18 protein-coding genes are annotated in these 22,894 nt (G+C 66.0%); 8 read left to right on the top strand and 10 right to left on the bottom strand.

Translation table 11 applies throughout. The features are described 5' to 3' along the window. Nucleotides 1–6 precede the first annotated feature (6 nt). Nucleotides 7–1,011: a LysR substrate-binding domain-containing protein gene (locus tag ABD002_RS11720; protein WP_343791264.1), complete on the bottom strand. Its 1,005-nt coding sequence runs from the start codon at nucleotides 1,009–1,011 to the stop codon at nucleotides 7–9. Nucleotides 1,012–1,630: 619 nt separating this feature from the next. On the opposite strand from ABD002_RS11720, the gene cysG reads away from it, so the two are divergent. The 5 genes from cysG to ABD002_RS11695 all read left to right on the top strand — a co-directional run bounded on the left by cysG (nucleotide 1,631) and on the right by ABD002_RS11695 (nucleotide 12,998). Beyond that, nucleotides 1,631–3,100: a siroheme synthase CysG gene (cysG, locus tag ABD002_RS11715; protein ID WP_343791262.1), complete on the top strand. Its 1,470-nt coding sequence runs from the start codon at nucleotides 1,631–1,633 to the stop codon at nucleotides 3,098–3,100. 23 nt (nucleotides 3,101–3,123) lie between these two features. Then, nucleotides 3,124–4,080 carry a cysteine synthase A gene (gene cysK, locus ABD002_RS11710; protein ID WP_343791260.1) on the top strand — a complete coding sequence of 319 codons (957 nt, stop codon included), beginning with the start codon at nucleotides 3,124–3,126 and terminating at the stop codon, nucleotides 4,078–4,080. Between the two features lie 200 nt (nucleotides 4,081–4,280). Further along, entirely contained in the window at nucleotides 4,281–6,659 is a 2,379-nt protein-coding gene (locus tag ABD002_RS11705) for a winged helix-turn-helix domain-containing protein (RefSeq protein ID WP_343791258.1), read from the top strand. A gap of 199 nt (nucleotides 6,660–6,858) precedes the next feature. Next, nucleotides 6,859–9,318 (top strand): DUF4394 domain-containing protein, encoded by a 2,460-nt coding sequence (locus ABD002_RS11700; RefSeq protein WP_343791257.1) that lies wholly within the window; start codon nucleotides 6,859–6,861, stop codon nucleotides 9,316–9,318. Nucleotides 9,319–9,596: 278 nt separating this feature from the next. Beyond that, nucleotides 9,597–12,998, top strand: a complete 3,402-nt coding sequence (locus ABD002_RS11695) for a hypothetical protein (protein WP_343791255.1) — start codon at nucleotides 9,597–9,599, stop codon at nucleotides 12,996–12,998. Between the two features lie 199 nt (nucleotides 12,999–13,197). Here the strand turns inward: ABD002_RS11695 and ABD002_RS11690 are convergent, their stop codons facing one another. The 5 genes from ABD002_RS11690 to pyk all read right to left on the bottom strand — a co-directional run bounded on the left by ABD002_RS11690 (nucleotide 13,198) and on the right by pyk (nucleotide 18,020). Next, nucleotides 13,198–14,208 (bottom strand): class I fructose-bisphosphate aldolase, encoded by a 1,011-nt coding sequence (locus tag ABD002_RS11690; RefSeq protein ID WP_343791254.1) that lies wholly within the window; start codon nucleotides 14,206–14,208, stop codon nucleotides 13,198–13,200. 131 nt (nucleotides 14,209–14,339) lie between these two features. Further along, nucleotides 14,340–15,398 (bottom strand): hypothetical protein, encoded by a 1,059-nt coding sequence (locus tag ABD002_RS11685; RefSeq protein WP_343791253.1) that lies wholly within the window; start codon nucleotides 15,396–15,398, stop codon nucleotides 14,340–14,342. Between the two features lie 16 nt (nucleotides 15,399–15,414). After that, nucleotides 15,415–15,795 carry an energy transducer TonB gene (locus ABD002_RS11680; protein ID WP_343791252.1) on the bottom strand — a complete coding sequence of 127 codons (381 nt, stop codon included), beginning with the start codon at nucleotides 15,793–15,795 and terminating at the stop codon, nucleotides 15,415–15,417. 182 nt (nucleotides 15,796–15,977) lie between these two features. Then, nucleotides 15,978–16,523, bottom strand: a complete 546-nt coding sequence (locus tag ABD002_RS11675; protein ID WP_343791251.1) for a hypothetical protein — start codon at nucleotides 16,521–16,523, stop codon at nucleotides 15,978–15,980. 30 nt (nucleotides 16,524–16,553) lie between these two features. Then, entirely contained in the window at nucleotides 16,554–18,020 is a 1,467-nt protein-coding gene (pyk, locus tag ABD002_RS11670) for a pyruvate kinase (protein ID WP_343791250.1), read from the bottom strand. Between the two features lie 171 nt (nucleotides 18,021–18,191). Between pyk and ABD002_RS11665 the strand changes: the two genes are divergently transcribed. Beyond that, nucleotides 18,192–18,623: an organic hydroperoxide resistance protein gene (locus tag ABD002_RS11665; RefSeq protein WP_343791249.1), complete on the top strand. Its 432-nt coding sequence runs from the start codon at nucleotides 18,192–18,194 to the stop codon at nucleotides 18,621–18,623. 112 nt (nucleotides 18,624–18,735) lie between these two features. Here ABD002_RS11665 and ABD002_RS11660 read toward each other — a convergent pair whose 3' ends face one another. The 3 genes from ABD002_RS11660 to ABD002_RS11650 all read right to left on the bottom strand — a co-directional run bounded on the left by ABD002_RS11660 (nucleotide 18,736) and on the right by ABD002_RS11650 (nucleotide 21,231). Then, nucleotides 18,736–19,428, bottom strand: a complete 693-nt coding sequence (locus ABD002_RS11660) for an HAD hydrolase-like protein (RefSeq protein ID WP_343791247.1) — start codon at nucleotides 19,426–19,428, stop codon at nucleotides 18,736–18,738. Nucleotides 19,429–19,705: 277 nt separating this feature from the next. Beyond that, entirely contained in the window at nucleotides 19,706–20,899 is a 1,194-nt protein-coding gene (locus ABD002_RS11655; RefSeq protein WP_343791245.1) for a phosphoglycerate kinase, read from the bottom strand. A 92-nt stretch (nucleotides 20,900–20,991) separates the two neighbouring features. Continuing rightward, nucleotides 20,992–21,231 carry a DUF1272 domain-containing protein gene (locus tag ABD002_RS11650; RefSeq protein ID WP_343791243.1) on the bottom strand — a complete coding sequence of 80 codons (240 nt, stop codon included), beginning with the start codon at nucleotides 21,229–21,231 and terminating at the stop codon, nucleotides 20,992–20,994. A 188-nt stretch (nucleotides 21,232–21,419) separates the two neighbouring features. Here ABD002_RS11650 and ABD002_RS11645 point away from each other — a divergent pair, with 188 nt between their 5' ends. Together ABD002_RS11645 and ABD002_RS11640 are read left to right on the top strand one after the other, a co-directional pair. Continuing rightward, the gene (locus ABD002_RS11645) at nucleotides 21,420–21,884 is read left to right on the top strand and encodes an OsmC family protein (protein ID WP_343791241.1); all 465 of its coding nucleotides are present in this window, start codon (nucleotides 21,420–21,422) and stop codon (nucleotides 21,882–21,884) included. Beyond that, entirely contained in the window at nucleotides 21,881–22,216 is a 336-nt protein-coding gene (locus ABD002_RS11640; protein WP_343791239.1) for a cupin domain-containing protein, read from the top strand. The genes ABD002_RS11645 and ABD002_RS11640 overlap by 4 nt, the downstream gene beginning before the upstream one ends. A 190-nt stretch (nucleotides 22,217–22,406) precedes the next feature. Here the strand turns inward: ABD002_RS11640 and ABD002_RS11635 are convergent, their stop codons facing one another. Beyond that, the gene (locus ABD002_RS11635; RefSeq protein ID WP_343791237.1) at nucleotides 22,407–22,892 is read right to left on the bottom strand and encodes a TlpA family protein disulfide reductase; all 486 of its coding nucleotides are present in this window, start codon (nucleotides 22,890–22,892) and stop codon (nucleotides 22,407–22,409) included. Nucleotides 22,893–22,894 lie beyond the last annotated feature (2 nt).

The raw sequence follows: 22,894 nt of genomic DNA, 5'->3' as shown, positions 1-22,894 counted from the left end.
CGTTACTCAGGCCGCGCGCACGATGCTGGCCTTGGCGCCACTGATCTCGCGCCAGTGCGGAGGCTCGGGCCAGCTGCCGTCGTGCACGCCATGATCGAACGCGCGGCGCACGTCGCGCCGATCCAGATGCGGTGCGAACTGCGCGATGAATTCCAGCGCGAAATCGCGCAGCACGCGGTCGTGGCGCAGCACGATCCAGGTCGTGCAGGTCGGAAACAGGCCATCGGCCGGCAGCACGCGCAGGTCGGCGGCATCCTCCGGGAGCAGGGCCATCTCGGCCAATACGCCGACGCCGAGGCCGGCGCGCACGTAGGTCTTGATCAGGTCGGCATCGCGCGCGGTGAAGCCCAGGCGCGGCTCGAGGCCGGCGGCGCCGAACGCGCGCCGCAGCGACGACTCCGGCTTCAGCGACGACTCGTAACTGACCAGTGGATACGCGGCCAGCTCGGCCAAGGTCGGTGCGCGCCCGAGTGTCGCCAGCGCATGACCGCGCGGTACCAGCGCGACGCGGTCCCAACGATACGCCGGCAGGGCGAGACCGACGGAGGGCACCGTGCCCGCGGTGCTGATCACGGCGAGATCGCCCTGGCCGCGCGCGAGCAATTCAAGGATCTCCGCGTCGCCGCCCGGCTGCAGGTGCACGCTGACTTGCGGATAGCGGCGTTTCAGCGCGGCGATCGGCGCCGGCAAGGCGAATCGAGCCTGAGTATGGGTCGTCGCGATACGTAGTTCACCCTGCGCCTCGTTGCGCAGGTTGGCGGCGAGCGCGCGGATGTTGGCAGCTTCGGCCTGGATCACGCGGGCGCGTTCGATGACCTGGCTGCCGGCGGGAGTGATCGCATCGAGGCTCTTGCCCTTGCGCGCGAACAGCTGGAAGCCGAGCTCGTCTTCGAGTTGCTTGAGTTGCTTGCTGATGCCGGGCTGAGTGGCGTGTACGCGCTCGGCAGCGAGGGTGATGTTGAGGCCGGAATCGGCAATGGCGATGAGGTAGCGCAGTTGCGTGAGGGTCATGGCGGGCGTCTCGCAGGTGATCGCAATCGGGTCTTGAGGACACGGATGGTTTGCAGACAACAGCACATGAGGTGTTTCGAACCGGGGCGTTTCATCGCTAGCTCCTGACATTGGGCCATCGCCGGTGATGGCAATGGGACCGGCAGCCTAACCCAGTCGGGTTTGGACGTCCATCCGTCCAAATTTTCGGTAACGCCTCAGTTTGAATAAGTAGCCGTTCGTGGTGATGCTTCGACAAGGCTCAGCACGGGGTACGCCTACGGCGTATCGAACCATGAGCGGCGGCGCCCGAGGCCGTTCACCGAGACTCGCGCCATCCTGGCGCTCGCCCTTCGGGCCGGGTGCACTCAGCGCGGCCCTGCGCTTCGCCCTCCGGGCAGCTTCGCTGTGCAAAACGGCAGCCCTGCCGTTTTGTCGCCGTTCGCGCGCGCTCCATGCGCGCGCAGTCGATACCTCAGGGCGAACGGTTGGTGGAATTTCAAATTGAGGCAATACCAAATTTTCCGAAGCGCCCTCTCATGCCGGGCCGGCATAAGCGCACGCCCGGAAGTCATTTGTCGCCCGGCGCGGCGCTGCATACCGTGAATGACCCCATGCCACGTATGTTCCGCCGCCGCCGATGAAGCTGTATCCGCTGTTTGCCGATCTCACCCACCGCCCCGTATTCGTCGTCGGAGGCGGTGCGGTGGCCGCGCGCAAGACAGCGGCCCTGCTCGCTGCCGGCGCGGCCGTCACGATCGGTGCGCCGGTCCTGGCGCCGGAACTCGCGCGCTGGGCCGACGCCGGCCGCATTCGGCATCGACGCGGTGAGTTCCGTGACGACTGGCTCGATGGCGCCTGGCTGGTCGTCGCCGCCACCAACGATCGCGCACTGAACCAGGCCGTCGCTGCGGCTGCGGGCGCGCGCCGGATCTTCGTCAACGTCGTCGACGACGCGGCGTTGTCGAGTTTCCACGTGCCCGCAGTCGTCGATCGCTCACCGTTGATCGTCGCGATCTCATCCGCGGGCGCCGCACCGATGCTGGCGCGGCTGCTGCGCGAACGTCTGGAAGGTCAGCTCGATCAGGCCCTCGGCGGGCTGGCGGAACTCGCGGCGCGGTTTCGCGCACGCATCCGCGCGCGCCACCCGACGCCGGCGGCGCGCCGTCGCTTCTACACGCGTTTGTTCACCGGTCCAGTCGTGAGCCTGTTGCGGCGCGAACAGCCTGCACTGGCCGAAGCCGCCTTGGGCAAGGCCCTGGACGAGGTCACGGCGGAGCCGACCGGCTCGGTCGTGCTGGTCGGTGCCGGCCCCGGCGACCCCGGATTGCTGACGCTGAAGGCATTACGCGCACTCAACGAGGCCGATGTGATCCTGCATGACCGCTTGGTCAGCGCCGAGGTGCTCGCACTCGCGCGCCGCGATGCCGAGCGCATCGAAGTCGGCAAGGAAGCAGGCCAGCATCACACGACCCAGGCCGGGATCCATGCGCTGCTGCTCGAGCACGCACGAGCCGGCCGCCGGGTGGTGCGCCTTAAGGGCGGCGATCCGTTCGTGTTCGGTCGCGGCGGCGAGGAACTCGAATTCCTGCGCTCCCACGCGATTCCCTACGAGGTAGTGCCCGGGATCACTGCCGCGATCGCCTGCGCCGCATACGCCGGCGTGCCGCTGACCCACCGCGATCACGCGCAATCGGTGCGCTTCGTTACCGCGCACTGCCGCGCCTCGCTGGATACCCTCGACTGGGCCGCGCTCGCGCAGGAGCGGCAGACGCTCGCGGTCTATATGGGCGTCGGCGAACTCGCCGGCTTGCGCGACCGCCTGACCGCCCACGGCCGCGGGCAGGCCACGCCCTTCGCACTGATCGAAAACGGTTCGCGACAAGAGCAGCGCATCGTCACCGGCCCGCTGGCCGAACTGCCTGAACGCGCGGCCGCGCACGGTGTACGATCACCGGCGCTGCTGATCCTCGGTGAGGTCACGGCGCTGGCCGAAACTCTGCACTGGTTCGGCGCGCCGCCGCTCACCGCTGCCGTGCCGCCCGCGGCCGGTGCGTATTCCGCGCGCGGCAACGCCGCGTCGAAGCCGCCGCTGTCGCGCGCGGCCTGATTGCCACTGCAAAGGACACCGCCATGATCCACGACAGCATCGTCGACACCATCGGCCGCACCCCGATCGTCAAGCTGCATCGCCTGCCGCCGAAGCATGTCGACCTCTACGTGAAGGTCGAAGCGTTCAATCCGGGCGGTTCGGTCAAGGACCGCCTCGCGATCGCGATCATCCTCGACGCTGAGCAGAAAGGCCTGCTCAAGCCCGGCGACACCGTGATCGAGGCGACGTCGGGCAACACCGGCGTCGCGCTGGCGATGGTCTGCGCGGCGCGCGGCTATCCGTTCGTCGCGATCATGACCGAGACGTTCTCGATCGAGCGCCGCAAACTGATGCGCGCCTACGGCGCCAAGGTGATCCTGACCCCGGCCGCCGAACGCGGCAGCGGCATGGTGCGCAAGGCCGAGGAACTCGCGAAGAAGCATGGCTGGTTTCTCGCGCGTCAATTCCAGAACCCGGCGAACCCGACCTATCACCGCAACACGACCGCCGCCGAGATCCAGCAGGCGTTCGCCGGGCGCCGGTTCGACTATTTCGTCACGGGTTGGGGCACCGGCGGCACCTTGACCGGCGTCGGCGAGGTGCTGCGTCTTGCGCGCCCCGAAGTGAAGATCATCGCCAGCGAACCGGCCGGCGCTGCGCTGCTCTCGGGCCAGGAATGGAAGCCGCACAAGATCCAGGGCTGGACACCGGACTTCCTGCCCGAGGTGCTGAGCCGCACGGTCGCGCACGAGATTGTCCTCGTCGACGACGTGCTCGCGCGCGATACCGCGCGGCGGCTCGCCATCGAGGAAGGCATCTTCGTCGGCATCTCCTCGGGCGCGACGCTCGCGGCCGCGCTGAAGGTCGCCGAGACCGCGCCGCAGGGTTCGGTGTTGCTCGCGATGCTGCCGGACACCGGTGAGCGTTACCTGTCGACGTTCCTGTTCGAGGGCGTCGCAGAGGGCTCCGACGACGAGTGGCTGGCGTCGCTGGGTTGAGTGAACGTGGCTTCGGGAAGATCCAGTTCGCAAGCGATTGCGAGCTGGGCAGAGCGATGCGGCACACACCGACGTGGCCCACCGCGATGTGGAGGCGCTGCGCAATACCGAACACTCGACGCAATGGCATCGTAGAGGACGCGCTCATCGGCCTTCGGGCATGATGGCGGCGTGCCAGTCCCATAGTTGAGTCGGGTCGAATGGGTGCAACAGAGTACCGGTTCGGGAACTTTCGTCTGGTTCCCCACGCGCGAGAATTGTGGAAGGGCGGCGACCTCGTACATCTTCCGCGCCGCGGCTTCGATTGCCTGGCCTATCTCGTTGAGCACCGGGACCGCGCGGTCGGACGTGATGAACTGGTAGCCGCGTTGTGGGGCCGCGTCGATGCGACCGACTCGCAGGTCAACCAGGTCGTCCTGCGCGCGCGCCTCGCGGTCGGTGACGATGGCCAGATCCAGCGGATGATCCGCACAGTGCCGGGGTTCGGTTATCGCTGGATCGCGGAGATCGACGGACAAAGCGCGGCGCCCGAAACGACCGTCGCTTCGAGCGCTGCGGACGCGTCGGTCGCGGTCCCGTCTGCGGCACCCGCCGCCGATGCGATGGCTGCAGCGACTGCGGAGGCATCGCGAAGAAGATCTCCCTCTGCGTGGTCGCTCGCATTCGTCGCGATGCTGGTTCTGACCATGTTGGCTTATGCGCTGTTGACACGGCGCATGTCGCCATCGCCGTCCGCCAACGCCGCCGGAAGCGCGATCGTCGTACTACCGCTGGATGTAACGGCGCCGCGAGAAGCGGGCTGGGTGCGTCTCGGCGCCATGGACCTGATCGCCGATCGCCTGCGCAGCGCCGGCCTGCCGGTGCCTCCGAGCGACAGCGTGGTCGCGGTGCTGCATGAGGTCGGCGAACCGCTCGACGCGGTGCGACTGGCGAAACTGCAGCAGACGCTCGGCGCAGCCCTGATCGTGCGGGGCAGCGCGGTGAAGTCGGCGGCCGGATGGAAGGTCGAACTCAGCACGACGTCGACCGATGGAACGCAGCATCGCGAGACGTCCGAGCAGGCCGACATGACCGAGGCCGCGCGACGCTCGGCCGATCTGCTGGTCGCCGCGCTTGGGCATACGCAAGCAGCGGGGACCGCGGAGAACGACGATCTCCAGGAACTCCTGCAGCAAGCCCAGGCAGCACTGCTGGCAAACGAGCTCGACGCGGCGCGCTCGATACTGGCTAACGCGCCCGAGCCGGCGCGGTCCGATGCACGCGTACGCGCCAAGCTGGCGCAGGTGGATTTCCGTGCAGGCAAACTCGACACGGCCCGCGCGGCGCTCGACGAATTGCTCGCGAACCCAAGCGTGAAAGCCCAGCCGCGCACCTACGCGCAGGCCCTGTCGACGCGCGGGTTCATCGATATTCGCCGCGAGGATTGCGCCTCGGCCGAGCCGTACTTCGACACCGCCGTATCCGCATTGCACGACACACCGCCGTCCCACGAACGGGATGTCGCGCTCGCCGCACGCGGACTCTCGCACGCCTGCCTGCGTCAGTTCGATGCCGCCATCGCCGATCTGGGCAAGGCGCGCGAACAGCTGGAGGCGGCCGGCGACCGCATGGGCATCGCACGCATAAACAACTATTTCGGCGTGCTCGAAACCCAGCGCAATCGCATGGCGGACGCCGTGCCCTACTTCGTGGCGGCGGCCGACACCAGCGAGTCGTTCGGCGTCATCGAAACGCTGCGCGCCAATCTCAGCGCGCTGTTCATCACCCAGGCGCATTTGCTGCGCTGGCCGGATGCGCTGGCGACCAGTGAACGGCTCTGGAAGTTGCGCGCGCGCGTGAGCGATCCCGCGCTGCTGTTGGCAGCCAGCGGATTCCGCTCCCGCGCCCTGATGGCGCTCGGCCGCTATCGCGAAGCCGAAGCGGGGCTGACCGAGGCGGAAAAGACCTGGCCGGACGCGCACGGCGAGTTGATCCGATACTTCCACGAAGCCCGCGCGGAACTGGCCTGGCGACAGGGGCAGGCGGACCGTGCCGTCGACGCCGCCGACAAGGCTCTGGCCGTCTGGACGTCCGCACCTGGCGCCGACGATGCGGAGCGCGCACGCATCGTGCTGCTGCGTCAGCGCGCCTCGATTGCCGCCGGCAAACCGATCGCCGCGTATCCCACCGCCACCGGATTGCCGCCCACACCTGCCGCCGGGAGCGATATTCCGGCAGCACATTTCGTGGCACAGGCCGAATGGGCCGCCCACGAGAAACGCGATGCGGACGCCGAGCCCGTGTTCCGTGCCGCTGCTGCGAGCGCGGAAGCCAAGGGCGTACCCGACGAAATCGCACTGGTTGCGAACGCCTACGCCGGCTGGCTGCTCGCCCGGGGACGCACAGAAGACGCGGGCGCACTGGCCGGACGAATCGCTCCCTGGGCCGATCATGACTTCGACTGCGCGTTGCTGCAGGTCAAGATTTTTCATGCGGCCGGTCAGCGCGATGCCTGGGCCAGGGCTTTGAAGCAAGTGCAGGCTCTGGCCGGCGAACGCGAGATCCCTGCCGAACTGCTGAAGGCGCCAATACCGGCTTGAAAGTCGGATTGCAGCGTTTGCAATCAATCCAAACGCGATTCGAACCGGATTGGAATGACACCGCCTCGGCAGGGTCACATAGTCGAGCGGAAGCCGGCGTACGTCCAGGGGCTGGGTTCGATGCCTCGATAAAACCGGCCAACAGCGCCACGTGCCGATAGGCAACGCGCATCAACATCTGCCGGAGAGTTCCCGCATCATGAAAGCACAGCTTGCCATCGCCGCCGCCTTGCTCGCGTTTGCGGGTTCAGCCGCGGCCACTCACGACCATGCCACGAGTCCCCGTCCGCAATCCTCGACAGGGCCGGGACAATCGATCGGCGCTCCCACCGTCACCGCCGGCATCGACCTGGTCACCACGCTCACGCCGTGGACATCAGGCCCGATCTCCTGCAGCACGGCGACGACCTTGGGCATCAATCCCGGTGATTCCTTCGGCGTCTGCTACACGGTCACCAACCACAGCGGACGCGAACTCGATTGGCACTATCTGCAGGCCAACAACGGCTTCATGGCGTCGGCCTCCTATTTCAATAACCAATTGAATCAACGGCTTGCCGACGGCGCCAGCCTGCAGTTCACTTATCCGGTACAGAACCTGGTCTGGCAGAGCACGGATATCAACTCGATCTGGACCGCTCAGGACGCTCCTCCCCCCGTGTACAGCTTCGACGATACGGTGCCGTTCGCGTTCGTCGACCTGAGCCAATCGCCGACCGCCACGATGCTGATAGCGCCCGGAACCGGCGGCACGTCAACGACGGCCGACGTGACGATGCCATTCTCGTTCCGCTTCTATGAACACGCGGCCGCGAACCAGCTCTGCGTGACCTTGAGCGGTGCAATTCTGGTCGGCCAGCCCGGTTGCCATTTCGGTGCCGATTCGAATTTCGGCCAGATGCCGATTATCTTTGCCTCTGATCTGATCATGCCGGCATGGACGATCTGGAACTCCACGCTCGATGGCGGCACGGTATACGCCGACACGCAGGGAACGGCGCCGAATCGCCGCTTCATCGTCGAATGGCAAGGGATGACCCGCAACCACACGCCGGGGCCCGGGATCACCTTCGAAGCGGTCATCGACGAAGCGACCAGCCAGATCACGTTCCAATACCAGTCGATGGCGTTCAATGACGGCGGCAATGGCAATGGATTTCCGGGCGACTACGGCGCCAGTTCCACCGCCGGGATCCAGAGGGACTACGGCGCCAATGGCGTAGCGCCCACCTACCTGCAGTATTCGTGGTGGCAGCCGGTGTTGACGAATGGCAAGGCGATCCGCTGGACGCCGGGTCCGATGCCGTACTCGGTCACCGCCACCTCCACCGCGCATATCGAAGTGCTAAGTGCGGCGATCACCGCCAACCCCACTGCAATCCAGGCATCCGCCGCGGTGGGCGCATCGACGACCGCGCCGGTGACGATCGGCAACGCCGGCAATACCGCCTTGGCTTGGGTGTTGGGCCAGACACCGGCGAGCAGCGGCTTTCACTTCGCGACGCCGTATGTCGGGTCGCTGGCCACACCGGTGCTCGCACACTATTCGGCATCGAATCCGGATCCGCGCGACGCGGTGCGGGCGCACGCTGGCGCTTCGAACGCGTTCCGGACGAGTGCCTCCGTCTCTCAAACCAGCACTGCCAGGGTGCCTGCCTATGCGATCGGTTCCATCTCCTCCGGATCGCGCTATGTGTCACTGGACGCCCTGGCGCCGCAAACCCTGACCCAGAACAACTACGACGTCAGTACCAATCAGGTCGGTGGTTTCATCGACAATGATTTCACCAAGCAATATCTGCAGACCAACGGCGGCTGTGACTTCAACTCGTGCTGGGGCTTCCAGTTCTATTGGCTTGGCAACAACGGATCGGGTAACGGCACGCGCATCGTTGCCAGCGGTGCGGCGCCCTCTGCGCCCTCGCCGACCATCGCCGGCGAACTCTGGCACGGCATGAAGTGGGATGCGACCACCCACACGGTCTACGCCGTGGCCTCGACCGACACGGCGCCGAACCGCACCGATCTCTACGCGATCGACCCGCGCTTCGGCAGCCCGACCTGGATCGCGAAGCTCGATCGGGTCAGCTTGAACGGAACCCGCATGCTCGATATCGCGATCGCTCCGAACGGCGCGATGTACGGCATCGATGAGGCGACCGACAGCCTGTACGCGATCGACAAGACGAATGGCCACCTCAGGCTGATTGGCGCGACCGGTCTCGACGCCGGCATCTACGATCTGCAATCGATGGACTTCGACCAGTCCAGTGGCATCCTCTACTACGCCGCATTTCCGCTCACGCCAACCGTGAGCAGCATCTACACCGTGGATCTGACCACAGGTCATGCGAAGCTGATCGGACCTTTCGGCGATGGCTCCATCGCGGTGAGCGCGTTCGCGATTGCGGTTCCAGGCGGCCCGTGCGTCAGCCCCACCAGCGTGCCGTGGCTGTCCTTCGACCACAGTTCCGGCACCACCCTGCCCGGCCAGAGCGACACGGTCACCGCGACCTTGAACGCGGGCAACCTGACGGACGGCACGTATCACGCAAACATCTGCGTGTACAGCAACACGCGCTTCGACAGCACGGTCGCGCTCCCGGTGACGTTCAGCGTGGGTGTCCCGGATCGGATCTTCGCCAACGGGTTCGAGTAGGCACTAACGGCCGGTCCGCAAGTCGGCATGCAGCCGGCGACGGACGTCAGTCGATATCAGTGAGGAGTGCGGCGGCGGGCGTCGCCGCATTCCTTGCCGAACGCTGGAAAGCGGTGCCGTTTTTCCCGGTGAACAAAGTCTGTAAACCGCGAAGGTGTCGTGGATAGGCGCCCTCGCGGAGCCGCGGCGCAATTCCGCGCTAGGCAATGTCGCTTCGTTACAGTGAGAAATCGATGAAATTTCCCGAACATCCATCCCTACGCGGAATGGTTTGCACGTTGTTGGCCGCCCTTCTGGCGGGCCCGGCGCTGGCCCAGGCGCCAGCGCACGACAGCGGCAATCCGGTCCAGTCCGGCACCTCCTATCAGAACGACACGTCGCTGCCGCTGTACTACCTGCCGGCATGGAACGGCCCGAAGGCCGACGAGCGCGAAGCGGCCGAGAACCCGAGAATTCCGAACCACCACGTCGACAGCGTGGATCCGGTGGTCCAGAACACGCACGCGCCGAGCCGGCAGATGCCGCTTCCGATCACGACGTTCGACGGCATCGACGCCACCGGCTCGGGCTGCGGATGCGCTCCGCCCGACACGGATGGCCAAGTCGGTGAAACGCAATACGTGCAGATGGTCAATGCGTCGTATCAGATCTTCGACAAGGCGACCGGCGCTTCATTGGCGGGGCCGACCCATATCTCGGCGCTATGGGCCGGTTTTGGCGGCGTCTGCGAGACCGGCGGCGCCGGCGATCCGGTCGTGCTCTATGACCAGCTCGCCAAGCGCTGGGTCATCAGCCAGTTCGCCGGCGCGAGCGGCCAACCGATCACGGACGAGTGCATCGCCGTTTCCTCCACCAGTGATGCGACCGGCACCTACCATCGCTATGGCTTTCACCTCGGCTCGAACTTCTTCGACTATCCGCACCTGGGCGTATGGCCGGACGGCTACTACATGGCGATGAATGTGTTCAACGCCGCAGGAAACACCTACCTCGGCCCGCAGCCGTTCGCGTTCGATCGCACCGCGATGCTCAAGGGCAATCCGGCCACCTTCGTGAGCACCGGCATCATCAGCGCCAACGATTCACCGATCCTGCCCGCCAATCTGGATGGTCAGATGCTGCCGGCGCTGGGCGCGGCGGAACCGTTCGTGGAGTTTCCGGGCGATACCATTCCCGTCTACAAGGTCTTTCACTTCCACGCCGATTTCGCGACCCCAAGCAACACGACGTTCACCGTGGCCGGCAGTCCGGCCGCGGCGGCTTTTACCGCGGCGTGCACGTCAAGCCGCAGCTGCGTGCCTCAGCAGGGCGTCGGTGATGGACTGGACGGTATCGGCGACCGCCTGATGTTCCGGCTGGCCTATAGAAACTTCGTCGACCACGAGGCGCTGGTCGGCAATTACACGGTGAGCGCGAACAGCGTGGCCGGCGTGCGCTGGTTCGAGCTGCGCAATGCCACGACCGGCGCGCCGACGGTATTCCAGGAAGGCACCTATCAGCCGGATAACACCTGGCGCTGGATGGGCAGTGCGGCGATGGACACCATGGGCAATATCGCGATCGGTTACAGCGCATCGAGCGCCACCCTCCATCCGCAGCTGCGTTACGCCGGACGACTGGCCGGCGACCCGCCGGGCGTCCTGAGTCAGGCGGAAGCACATCTGTTCGACGGCACCGGCAGCCAGAGCGGTAGCGGCAACCGTTGGGGTGACTACAGCGACCTGACCGTCGATCCGGTCGACGATTGCACGTTCTGGTACACCGGGGAGTACGTCGATTCCACCGGGAGCTGGAAAACCCGCATCGGCAGCTTCAAGTTCCCCAATTGCAGCCTTACACCCGGCTTCACGCTGAGCGCGACGCCGGCAGCCATTTCAGTCTGCGCCGGCACACCGGCGACGTTCACGGTGAACGTCGGCAGCACCGCTGGTTACAACGGTGCGGTCACGCTGGTGGCATCGGGCAACCCCGCGCCGTCGACGACCACGCTCATGCCGCCTGTCGTCTCCACGCTCCCGGGATCGAGCTCGCTGACGATCGGCAACACAGCAGGCGTAGCGGCGGGCCTCTATCCGATCACGGTCAGTGGCACGGCGATCGGTGCCGCCGCGCAAAGCGCAACCACCCAACTGTCGGTGTTCGCCACGACACCGACCGCGCCGACACTCACGGCACCGGCCAATGCAGCGACAAATCAGCCGGCACGTCCGACCTTTGCATGGACCGGCAGCAATACAGAAACCTACACGCTCCAGATCGCGACCGACGCCGCGTTCACCAATATCGTGTTCACGCAGTCGGCCACTGGAACCTCGACCACGCCAAACGTGGATCTGGTCTCGAACACGACGTTCTACTGGCGCGTCATGCCGACCAATGCATGTGGTACCGGCGCGGCATCGCCGACGTTTGCATTCACCACGGCGCCGCTGCCCGGTGATTGCTCGAAGGGAACGACCGCGCAGACCGTGTACAGCTATGGATTCGAGTCCGGACTCAGCGGTTGGTCGTCCCACAACGGCGGTATCGGCGTCAATACCTGGACAGACAATACGGCGAGTGTCCACAGTGGTGCGCATTCGTGGCAAGCCACCGAATCTCCGACGGCGAGCGACCAGCGCTTCGTCTCGCCACAGATTGCGCTGCCTTCCGGGCAGTTGCCGCTTACGTTGCAGTTCTGGACCAAGTGGAACCTCGAACAGGCGAGTGGGACAGCGTGCTTCGACGGCGGCATCCTCGAAGTGTCGACCGATGGCATCACCTGGACGCAGATCAGCAGCGCATCATTGTTGACCGATCCCTATACCGGACCGATCGCATCCAACTACCAGAACCCGCTTGGGAACCTGCAGGGTTGGTGTGGCGTCCAGGACTGGCACAAGTCGGTCGTCGATATCGCTTCCTATGCGGGCCAGAACGTGCAGTTCCGTTACCGGCTCGGCACGGACAACTCACAAGGAGAGCCCGGCTGGTGGCTGGACGATGTCAAGGTGCAAAGCTGCGTCGCGTCAGTCGGGCATACGGTGACACCGGGTGCCGGAACCAACGGCTCGATCTCGCCGTCGACGCCCGTGCAGGTCAGCGACGGCGGCACGACCCGTTTCACGGTGACACCTGCGCTCGGCTACACGATCGGCACGGTGAGCGGTTGCGGCGGGAGTCTCGCGGGCAATGTCTACACGACCGCGCCGGTTACCGCGGACTGCACGGTCAATGCGAGCTTCAACGCAGTGCAGCCGCGCGATCTTGGCATCAGCATCAGCGATGGCCGCGCCTACGCGCAATACGGCGCGGCGCTGACCTACACGGTCACAGTGAGCAATCCCACCCTGAACCCGATCAGCAGCGCCAGTATCAGCAGCGTGTTCCCGGCGCAGCTCAACATCAATCAGGCGAACTGGACCTGCCTTGGCGGACCCGGCGCGACCTGCACGGCCAGCGGCACAGGTGCGTTGAGCGACAGCGGTATCGTGGTACCGGCCGCCGGCAGCGTCAGCTGGCTGGTGACCGCGCCGGTGCTGCCCAATGCCGTCGGCAGCGATGTCGTCTACACAGTCAACGTGAGCAGCGCCGGCGACCCGAACCCCGCCAACAACACAGCCAGCGATGACGACATCCTGGTGCTGTTCCGCAGCGGGTTCGATCCCGGCAACGATGGGGGCAACATTCCTCAGCAATAGGAAGGAAACACCTGCGGTGCGATCCAGGACGGATCGCCCCCCGGATCAATCGCCAATGCGGTTGATCCGGGGGCAGGCCGAACTCAAGTTCATCGATATCGCTGTCGCGCAGCGGACCGACTCCGTACCCAGGAAGGACAAAAAAAAACGGGCGCCGAGGCGCCCGTTTTTCGTCACACCCAATGAAGCAGCGTGTGCGTCAGGCGACCTTCTTCCACTGGCCCAACGCGGCGAGGCCGTTCTGCTTAGCACGCAAGACGACCATGTTCTGCGCCGCCGCGAAATTCGCCTGCATGTCCTTGCCCCACAGCGTGAGCGCGGCGGTCTGCATCGCGCGGCCGTAGGAGAATGACAGCGGCCACGGGTGCGGGCCCATCTGGTTCATCGCGTTGAGGTGCGCAGTGGCCTGTTCGTCGGACTGGCCGCCGGACAGGAACACGATGCCCGGGATCGTGGCCGGCACCGCGGCCTTCAGGCAGCGCACGGTCGCTTCGGCGACCTCGTCAACGGCGGCCTGGTCCGGGCAGTCCTTGCCGGAGATGACCATGCTCGCCTTCAGGATCGTGCCTTCAAGCATCACGTTCTGCTCGTACAGTGCGCCGAACAGCGAACGCAGCGTCGCCTCGGTGACCTCGTAGGAAACATCCAGATCGTGGTCGCCGTCCATCAGCACCTCGGGCTCGACCATCGGCACGATGCCGGCTTCCTGGCACAGCGCCGCGTAGCGCGCGAGCGCATGCGAGTTCGCCTCGATGCAGGTGCCGCTCGGCGTGTCCTCGCCGATCGTGATGACCGCGCGCCACTTGGCGAACTTCGCGCCGAGGCGGGCGTATTCGGCGAGGCGCTCGCGCAGGCCGTCGAGGCCCTCGGTCACCAGTTCACCGGGGAAGCCAGCCAGCGGCTTCGCGCCGAGGTCGACCTTGATGCCGGGCAGGATGCCGGCGTCCATCATGATCTTGGTGAACGGCACGCCGGCCTTGGTCGCCTGGCGGATCGTCTCATCGTAAAGAATTGCGCCGGAGATGTGCTCGCCGAGCTTCGGCGCAGTCAGCAGCATCTCGCGGTAGGCGCGGCGGTTCTCTTCCGTGTTCGGCACGCCGACCGAGTCGAAGCGCTTCTTGATCGTGGCGGTGGATTCGTCAATCGCGATGATGCCCTTGCCCGGTGCCACCATCGCCTGGGCGATGCTTTCAAGCTCTTCGATACTCATCACTAGCTCCGTCAAACGAAAGCGCGCCGCGGCCTATGGCTCGCGCCGGCCGGGGTCGGGTTATTCAGGGGCGGCGATTATAGGCCAGTTCGCCGCGCCGCGTTCAGCCGCCCCGTTCGGACCCCGGCGCGCTATCGCGTGTCCGGGCTGCGCCAGAAACCATTCGGCCCCTGCCAGCGGACGCCCAGTTCGATTCCGAACCGATTGGAGTTGGTCCTCAGCACCAACGGCTGCACCGGGTTCGACGAATCGACCAGCAGGGCTCGCTTTTCGCTGGACAGTTCGTCGGCGTAACCTTCCAGCAGGAACCCCTCGAGCACCCAGCGGAACGCGGCGGCGAAATCCATGCAGCTGCCGTCCTCGTTCATCAAGCTGGCGCTGCCGCCTTCCTGCGACGTCCAGTAGTAGAAGCCCTTGTCGCCGCAACGCTTGCTCGGCGGCGGCCGGTAGAACAGGCCGCCATAGCCATCACCGACCTCGGTAAAGAGCAAGGTGCTGGCCTTGAGGGTTTTTTGCATCGACTCGGAATAGTCGCTCTGCATCGCGTCCTCGGGCGTACCCCAGACCTTGCGCATCTGCGTGTAGGCATCCGCGACATCGCCGATCGCGGTGAGGCTGTGGTCGCCGATGGCGATGGCACCGACCTTTTCCTGCATCGACACGAAATCGACCGGCAACGCGTAGCCGAGTCGCTTCTCGGCCGCCTCGACCTCGGCGTGTCCGACCGGCTTGCCGATCGCGATCGATCGCCCGTGGTCCGCGCCGAACTGCTTGGCGCCGAAAGCGTCGGCCGCCGCGATGAAATCGACCATGCGCTCACCGTACGGCTTGCCAGACTGCGCCAGCCGACTTCCGGCGACGCCGAAATCGACAATTCGCCAGCTCTGCTCGCCCTTGCGGGGTTGACGCTTTTGCGTCGCCGAGTGAACGTCACCGTATCCGCGACGCACGGTCAACGATGTCGCCGAGGCAGGCAGCTCGAATTTGCAGACGGGTGTCTTGCTGATGTCTCGCGCCGCGTTCGCTATCTTGATCGAGCAGCGGCTCTCACCGCCAACCAGCACCGTCAGGTCGGCGCTGTCGCCTTCGCCCAGATACGGATAGATCTCGATCGTCGCCGCTGCGACAGGGCGCGCGTCAGCGATCACCAGCGCCGCGGCGAACCACGCCGCCCGCAGACTCACCCGCATCGCGTCAGCCCTGCGCTCAATGATCCTTCCAGCTGAGCTTTTCGATCTGGCACTTCTGCATCACCGCGGTACGCTCCGCGGGATCGGCCGGCAGATTGAACGGGAAGATCAGCCAGCTGAACACGCGGTCGCGGCCGGCGTTCACCACGCTCGGCACGAACTTCATGGTCGCCGCGGCACTGGCCGCGACCTTGCCGAGGTCGCCCTCCGGCGCCACGCGCTGCACCTTGATCGCGCTCGTGCTGCCGTCCTTCTCGACCACGAACGACACGGTCGCGCAGCCGGGCTGCTGGATGTTCTTGCCGTAGTTCGGCGCATTGGCCTCGACCGAGGACTTGATCATCACCCAGTAGCTCGCGAGCTTTTCGGGTACGACCGTACGCGGCGTCTGGTCCACCGATTGGGCGGCGGCGGTTGCACAACAAACGAGCGCAATGACAGCAACTGATCGGCGCAACATGTGACGGTCCTTTGGGCACCTGGCCCACGAATCGCGAGATGTACAGTCTACGACTGCCCGCCCTGAAATTGCTTGCTGAAGTGGCCGAGTGACGACCCTCTCGGCAAGCCGTCGCTGATTCATTCCCGAGACTGAGGCGGAAAATCAGGTGATTGCAACGCATCGCCGTAACGCAGCCGATGAAACACCCCGACCAGTCCACGTGCGCCCAGCGACAGTGCCGCGCCGAGCCCGATCTGCACGGCCCAATAGAAAGCGTCGACGATCCGTTCGCGGTTGTTCTGCTCTTGATCGACTACCGCTGATATCAGCATTCGGCGTATGCCGAAATAGCTCAGTCCGGCGAACCCCGTGAGAACGAAATACATGCCAAGTACGCTCAGCGCGATCCATTGGATCTGCGGCGCGGAAATCGGACTCTCAAACACTTGCTGACTGCTGCTCCCCGCTGCCAGACGTGCGAGCGGTCCGGGATAAAGCCAAAACAGAAACGCGATCAGCAACGTCAGAGCGGTGAAACCGATCGAAAGCCAGAGCTCGGGCATGTTGACCGCGTTTCCCCAGGAGGCCACCACGCTCAGGACGCTACCGAGCGTCTTGAAGGCAAGGAACACCGCTCCGAGCCGAATGACGATGCAAAGAATGCTGTAGAGCGAAGTGCGCATGCCAATCCCCCTGATGGAAACATCGCTGGACTACAAATCCCCCAAGCCTTCCGCCACCCCACCCTGCCCGACCTTGAGCAGCTTCAGCGTATTGGTGCCTCCGTGCTGGCCGGTGTGGTCGCCGGTGGTCACGATCACACGGTCCTCCACCGCTAGAAAGCCGAGCTTGAACAGGTGCTGGATCGCGTCGCGCGCGGCCTGGGTCGGGCCGACGCCACGCGCGTCGAACTCGACCGGATGTACGTCGCGATAGAGCAGCATGCGCCGGCGAGCGGCGGCATTGCGCGACAGCGCGTAGATCGGCACGGTCGAGCGGTAGCGCGACAGCCACTGCGCGGTCGCGCCGCTCTCGGTCAGCGCGACGATCGCGCGCACGCCGACCTGGCCGGCCATGAACATCGCGGCCAGCGCGATCGCCTGGTCGGTGCGGTCGAGGCGGTGCGCGCCGGGCGACAGATCTTCGGTCGGCTCGAACTGGCGCTCGGCGCCGAGGCAGACCCGGCGCATCGCGGCGACCGCCATCGCCGGATGTTTGCCGGCCGCGGTTTCCTGCGACAGCATGACCGCATCGGTGCCGTCGATGACCGCGTTGGCGACGTCGAGCACCTCGGCGCGGGTCGGGATCGGCGACTCGACCATCGACTGCATCATCTGCGTCGCGGTGATCACGACGCGGCTCTGCACCAGCGCCTCGCGGATGATCTTCTTCTGCAGGCCGGGCAGTTCCGCATCGCCGATCTCGACGCCGAGATCGCCGCGCGCGACCATGACCGCGTCGGAGACCTCGACGATCTCGCTCAGGTTCTCGATCGCCTCGGCGCGCTCGATCTTCGCGACCAGCGCGGCCGTGCCGCCGGCCTCGCGCAGCAGCGCGCGCGCCTGCTCGATGTCGGCTGCGGTCTTCACGAACGACACGGCAAGAAAATCCGCATCGAGTTCGGCCGCGAGCTTGATGTCGGCGCGATCCTTGTCCGACAACGCGGCGACCGTGAGTCCGCCGCCGAGCCGGTTGATGCCCTTGCGGTCGGACAGGCGACCGCCGGCGAGCACGCTGCAGCGGATCTGCTGGTCGGCCGCGTCGATGACTTCGAGCGAGATCAAGCCGTCGTCGAGCAGCAGCACGTCGGCCGGTTTCACGTCGCGCCACAGGTCGTGGTAGCTGACGCCGACGCGCGTCGCGTCGCCGGCGGGTGCATCCGGCCGGCAGTCCAGCGTGAACGGCTGGTTCGGCTCGAGCTGGATCGGGCCGGCCGCGAAGCGCTCGATGCGGATCTTCGGGCCCTGCAGGTCGGCGAGCACACCGACCTCGTTGCCGAGTTCCGCCGCCGCCGCGCGCACCGCGGCGGCGCGCTGGCGGTGATCGTCGGCGCTGCCGTGCGAGAGATTCAGCCGCACCACGTTGACGCCTTCGGCGAGCAGACGCTTCAGCGCGCCCGGCGCGTCGGTGGCCGGTCCCAGCGTGGCGATGATCTTGGTGCGGCGCAGCTGCTCTTGCACGTGCGGTTCTCCTGCGGCGGGTTTCGCCGATGTCGGTCGTTGTCGGTTTCCAACCCGATCATACGCGAGGCGCGTTGCACCAAAGCGGCTCCACTCACAGGTCGGCAGACGCATACAATGCCGGCGCATTGCATCCGGCATTCACCCGCAGACCCGCAAGGAGACCCCTGAATGAAACTCACGAAGATCCTTTACACCGCAACCGCAACCGCGAAAGGCGGCCGCGCCGGCCATGTGCACAGCAGCGACGGCGTGCTCGATTTCGATCTCAAGGTGCCGAAGGAAATGGGCGGTCCCGGCGGCGCCGGCAGCAATCCGGAGCAACTGTTCGCGGCCGGCTATGCGGCCTGCTTCGAGGGTGCGGTGCGCTACGTCGCCGGCCAGCGCAAGATCCAGGTTCCGGCCGACACGCACGTGACGGGACACGTCGGCATCGGCCCGCGCGAGCCGACCGGCTTCGGCATCGCGGTGCAGCTCGAGGTCAGCCTGCCCGGCATCGACCGCGCGGTCGCGCAGGACCTGCTCGATACCGCACACCGCGACATCTGCCCGTACTCGCACGCGACGCGCAACAACGTGGACGTGCAGATCAAGCTGGTCTGATGCCTGCGCTTCCTCTCCCCCAACGGCATGTTGGGGGAGAGGGCTGGGGTGAGGGGGCGGAGCTACGCCACAGATGAAACGTTGCGGAACATCGCAACGCTCGCCCCCCACCCTACCCTCTCCCCCAGCGATGAAGCGCTTGGCGAGAGGGAATGGACTTTCGATGCGTGCGCAAGAGCTCATGCAGTTCGGATGCATCCATGGCGATCGCCTCCGCACCGGCACCAAGCAACTCCTCTTCGCTGCCGAAACCCCAGCCGACACCGAGCGCACGCACGTCGTTCGCGCGCGCACCTTCCATGTCGAAATGGCGGTCGCCGATCATCGCCGCCTGTTCGGCGCGCGCATCGAAATCCACCAGCGCCTGCGCGATCATCTCCGCCTTGGCGCAGTGCCGGCCCTTGATGTCGGGACCGTAGACGCGCGCGAACACATGGCCGAACGGCAGGTTGTCGATGATCTTCTGCGCCTGCGGCTGCGGTTTGGTGGTGACGATCGCGAGTGCACTGCCGGCATCGGCGAGCGCCGGAATCAGCTCGGCGATGCCCGGATACACCGCATGTTCGGACCAGCCGATGTCCTCGAAACGCGCGCGGTAGTGGTCGATCGCCGCTTCGATGCGCGCGTGATCGTCGCCGAGCACGCTCGGGAACGTCTGCCAGAACGGTGGTCCGATCCAGCTGCGCAACACCTCGCGCGGCGGCAGTTCGGCCCCGACCTTCGCGAACGCGTAACCAAGACTCGCGGTGATGCCGGGCTCGGAATCGATCAGCGTGCCGTCGAGGTCGAACAGGATCAAGGCCAATGAAAATCTCCCGAAGCTCGCGTTCCAGCCCTCTCCCCCAATGGCTTCATCGTTATGGCTTCATCGTTGGGGGAGAGGGTTGGGTGAGGGGGTGAGGCCTGGTTTTAGGCGCATGGCCGCAGATCTGAACGACGCCATCACAGGTTTGCAGACCAGACGCCAGCACCTCCAGCGCCATCGCCTCCGTGTAGCCCCCGCCCCCTCACCCCAACCCTCTCCCCCCGGCGCAGCCTGGGGGAGAGGGAGCAGAAGCGTGCACACCAGCGACCCGAGGCACCTATCTTCCGCCGCGCGCCTTCAGCGCCACGACCGCCGGCAGCTCCTTGCCCTCGAGGAATTCGAGGAACGCGCCACCACCGGTCGAGATGTAGGAGACCTTGTCGGCGACGCCGTACTTCTCGATCGCCGCAAGCGTGTCGCCACCGCCGGCGATCGAGAACGCTTTCGAGTCAGCGATCGCATGCGCGAGCGTCTCGGTGCCCTTGCCGAACGCATCGAACTCAAACACGCCGACGGGACCGTTCCAGACCACGCTGCCGGCCTTCGCGATCAATGTGGCGTAGTGCTTCGCGGTCTCCGGGCCGATGTCGAGGATCATGTCGGCGTCACCGACCGCATTGACCGGCTTCACGGTCGCCGGCGCATCGGCCGCGAAAGCCGGCGCGACGACGACGTCGCTCGGGATCGGCACCTCGGCGCCGCGCGCCTTTGCATCGGCGATGATCTTCCTCGCGGTGTCGAGCAGATCCATCTCGACCAGCGACTTGCCGACCTTGTGGCCGGACGCCGCGATGAACGTGTTCGCGATGCCGCCGCCGACGATCAACTGGTCGACCTTGCCGACCAGGGTCTCGAGCAGGGTCAGCTTGGTCGAGACTTTCGAGCCGGCGACGATCGCGAGCAGCGGCCGCGCCGGATGTTCGAGCGCCTTCGCCAGCGCATCGAGCTCGGCCATCAGCAACGGACCGCCGGCCGCGACCTTCGCGAACCGGATCGCGCCATGCGTCGAGGCCTGCGCGCGGTGCGCGGTGCCGAACGCGTCCATCACGAACACGTCGCACAGCGCCGCATATTTCCTCGACAGCGCCTCGTCGTCCTTGCCTTCGCCGACATTCATGCGGCAGTTCTCGAGCAGCACGAGCTGGCCGGGCTGCACATCGACCCCGTCGAGCCAGTCCTTGATCAGCGGCACCTCGCGGCCGAGCAGCTCGCCGAGCCGTTTCGCGACCGGCGCGAGCGAATCCTCGGCGGTCCACTGCCCTTCCTTCGGCCGGCCCAGATGCGAGGTCACCATGACCGCGGCGCCTTTCGCGAGCGCGAGCTTCAGCGTCGGCAGCGCGGCGAGGATGCGCGTCTCCGAGGTGATGCGACCCGGCTCTGAATCGGAATGCGCGATCGGCACGTTCAGGTCCTCGCGGATCAGCACGCGCTGGCCGGCGAGATCGAGATCGCTCATGCGGACGACGGACATCGGGATTTCCTTGGGCAACAAGACGGCCCGCCATTACAGCCGGAGCATCGCAGCGACGCAATGCTTTCGCCTCGGTGCCGAAGGTCGCACAGTCAGGTATCGGCGCACACCAGCGGCCGCCGTGCCGTCGAGGCCGGATATTGCCCGAGCAGGGCAGCCGGCCGGCGCGGGCGGCGTTCGAAGCCACCGCCGCAATTCGGGCAGACGCCGTGCAGGCGGCCATCGACGCAGGCCGCGCAAAACGTGCATTCGAACGAGCAGATCATGGCATCGACGGCATCCGGCGCCAGGCCTCTGCCGCAGCATTCGCAGTGTGCGCGGAGTTCGAGCATGGCTCCACCTCGCATGGGAACGGCACCAGTATCGCCCTGATGCGGACTGCACGAAACTGCCGTCGCGCAGGCGGCGTGCGGAGCCCATCGGGCCGCACGTGGTTCCGGCGCGGCGATCCGCAGTGGCTCCTGCGTCGAGCAATCGCCGGCGTTAGGATGCGCTCCCGCCTGATCCGGAGCGATACACGATGAGCACACACACGGCGACCGTTCGCTGGCAGCGAGGCGAGGCGGATTTCGCGAAGGGCCACTACTCGCGCCGCCACGAATGGCGCTTCGATGGCGGCACGGTGGTGGCTGCATCGCCGTCGCCGCATGTAGTCCCGGCGCCGTGGTCGGACCCGGCCGGCGTCGACCCCGAGGAAGCCTTCGTCGCGGCGATCTCCAGCTGCCACATGCTGTGGTTCCTGTCGATCGCGGCGGAGCGGGGCGTCATCGTCGATCGCTACGAGGACGAAGCCGTCGGCACGATGGGGCGCATTGCACCGCAGCGCCAGGCGATCACCGAAGTCGTGCTGCGCCCACGCATCACGTTCGCTGAGGGCCACGCACCGAGCGCGCAAGCACTCGAGGCACTGCACGAAGCCGCGCACGAACGCTGCTTCATCGCGAACTCGGTGAAGAGCGCAATCCGCGTCGAGACGCGGTCGTGACGCGCGGCGCCACGGTCGGGTTGCGCGACGCGCTGGCGCGACTGCCGACGCCCACCGGCAAGCGCTTCGTGGAACTGTTCACGCACGGCGCGCTGACACTGGAGTTGTATGCGCCGCGCGACAGCGACCCGCAGCAGCCGCATGCGCGCGACGAGGTCTACATCGTCGTGCAAGGTTCCGGCACCTTCTTCTGCGACGGGACCCATTCGCGGTTCGAGACCGGCGACGCACTGTTCGTGCCGGCCGGCGTCATGCACCGCTTCGAGGATTTCAGCGACGACCTCGCGGTCTGGGTGATGTTCTACGGGCCGGAAGGTGGCGAGAACATCTGAGGAAGATATCCCCTCTCCCCGACCTCCGGTCGGGGAGAGGGTTAGGGTGAGGGGGTGAGCGCCAAAGGCGCGAGCGCTGTTGCTGTTGTTTTCGCGACGCCTTAGCCGCAACAGCAAAAGCCCCCTCACCCTGCCCTCTCCCCCAACGATGAAGCCGTTGGGGGAGAGGGGACAAAATCAGAGCACCCAACTACTTCTTGTCTGATTCGGCCGGCAGTTGCAGTTTCTCGCGCAGCATGGTCTCGACCTTTTCCGGCGCATCGCCACCGAGACGGCGGTACACCACGTCACCCTTGCGATCGACCAGCAACAGGGCCGGTGTGCCCTTGACTCCATACTGGTCGGCGATCGGATCGCCGTCGCGGACCAGGGTGAAGGTCTGGTGTCGCTCGCGCAATTCCGCAACCGGGTCGCCATCGTCCTTGATGTCGATCGCATAGACGTCGAGCTTCGTCTTGCCGGCCGCATCGTAGACCGCCTGCAGATGCGGCATCAGCGCCTTGCAGTACGGGCACCAGGTCGCCCAGAACAACAGGATCGTCGGACGCTGCAGATGATCCGGATCGAAACGAATGGTGTGGCCATCGGCGCCGGCACCCTGCCACGCTATCGCGCGCTCCTGCGCGAACGCGGATCCGGTGAACAGGAAAACGAAGAGGAACAGCAGCGCGCGCATTG

The sequence above is a fragment of the Dokdonella soli genome (assembly GCF_039523175.1).
Taxonomy (GTDB): Bacteria; Pseudomonadota; Gammaproteobacteria; order Xanthomonadales; family Rhodanobacteraceae; genus Dokdonella_A; species Dokdonella_A soli.
This window is presented reverse-complemented; position numbering and strand designations above follow the sequence as displayed.

Excerpts from the sequence above, each read along its gene's own strand:
- cysK (WP_343791260.1), top strand. The coding sequence starts at position 3,124 with ATGATCCACGACAGCATCGTCGACACCATCGGCCGCACCCCGATCGTC.
- ABD002_RS11655 (WP_343791245.1), bottom strand. The coding sequence starts at position 20,899 with ATGTCCGTCGTCCGCATGAGCGATCTCGATCTCGCCGGCCAGCGCGTG.
- ABD002_RS11635 (WP_343791237.1), bottom strand. The coding sequence starts at position 22,892 with ATGCGCGCGCTGCTGTTCCTCTTCGTTTTCCTGTTCACCGGATCCGCG.
- ABD002_RS11650 (WP_343791243.1), bottom strand. The coding sequence starts at position 21,231 with ATGCTCGAACTCCGCGCACACTGCGAATGCTGCGGCAGAGGCCTGGCG.
- ABD002_RS11675 (WP_343791251.1), bottom strand. The coding sequence starts at position 16,523 with ATGCGCACTTCGCTCTACAGCATTCTTTGCATCGTCATTCGGCTCGGA.
- cysG (WP_343791262.1), top strand. The coding sequence starts at position 1,631 with ATGAAGCTGTATCCGCTGTTTGCCGATCTCACCCACCGCCCCGTATTC.
- ABD002_RS11705 (WP_343791258.1), top strand. The coding sequence starts at position 4,281 with ATGGGTGCAACAGAGTACCGGTTCGGGAACTTTCGTCTGGTTCCCCAC.
- ABD002_RS11685 (WP_343791253.1), bottom strand. The coding sequence starts at position 15,398 with ATGCGGGTGAGTCTGCGGGCGGCGTGGTTCGCCGCGGCGCTGGTGATC.
- ABD002_RS11665 (WP_343791249.1), top strand. The coding sequence starts at position 18,192 with ATGAAACTCACGAAGATCCTTTACACCGCAACCGCAACCGCGAAAGGC.
- ABD002_RS11645 (WP_343791241.1), top strand. The coding sequence starts at position 21,420 with ATGAGCACACACACGGCGACCGTTCGCTGGCAGCGAGGCGAGGCGGAT.
- ABD002_RS11690 (WP_343791254.1), bottom strand. The coding sequence starts at position 14,208 with ATGAGTATCGAAGAGCTTGAAAGCATCGCCCAGGCGATGGTGGCACCG.
- ABD002_RS11720 (WP_343791264.1), bottom strand. The coding sequence starts at position 1,011 with ATGACCCTCACGCAACTGCGCTACCTCATCGCCATTGCCGATTCCGGC.
- ABD002_RS11700 (WP_343791257.1), top strand. The coding sequence starts at position 6,859 with ATGAAAGCACAGCTTGCCATCGCCGCCGCCTTGCTCGCGTTTGCGGGT.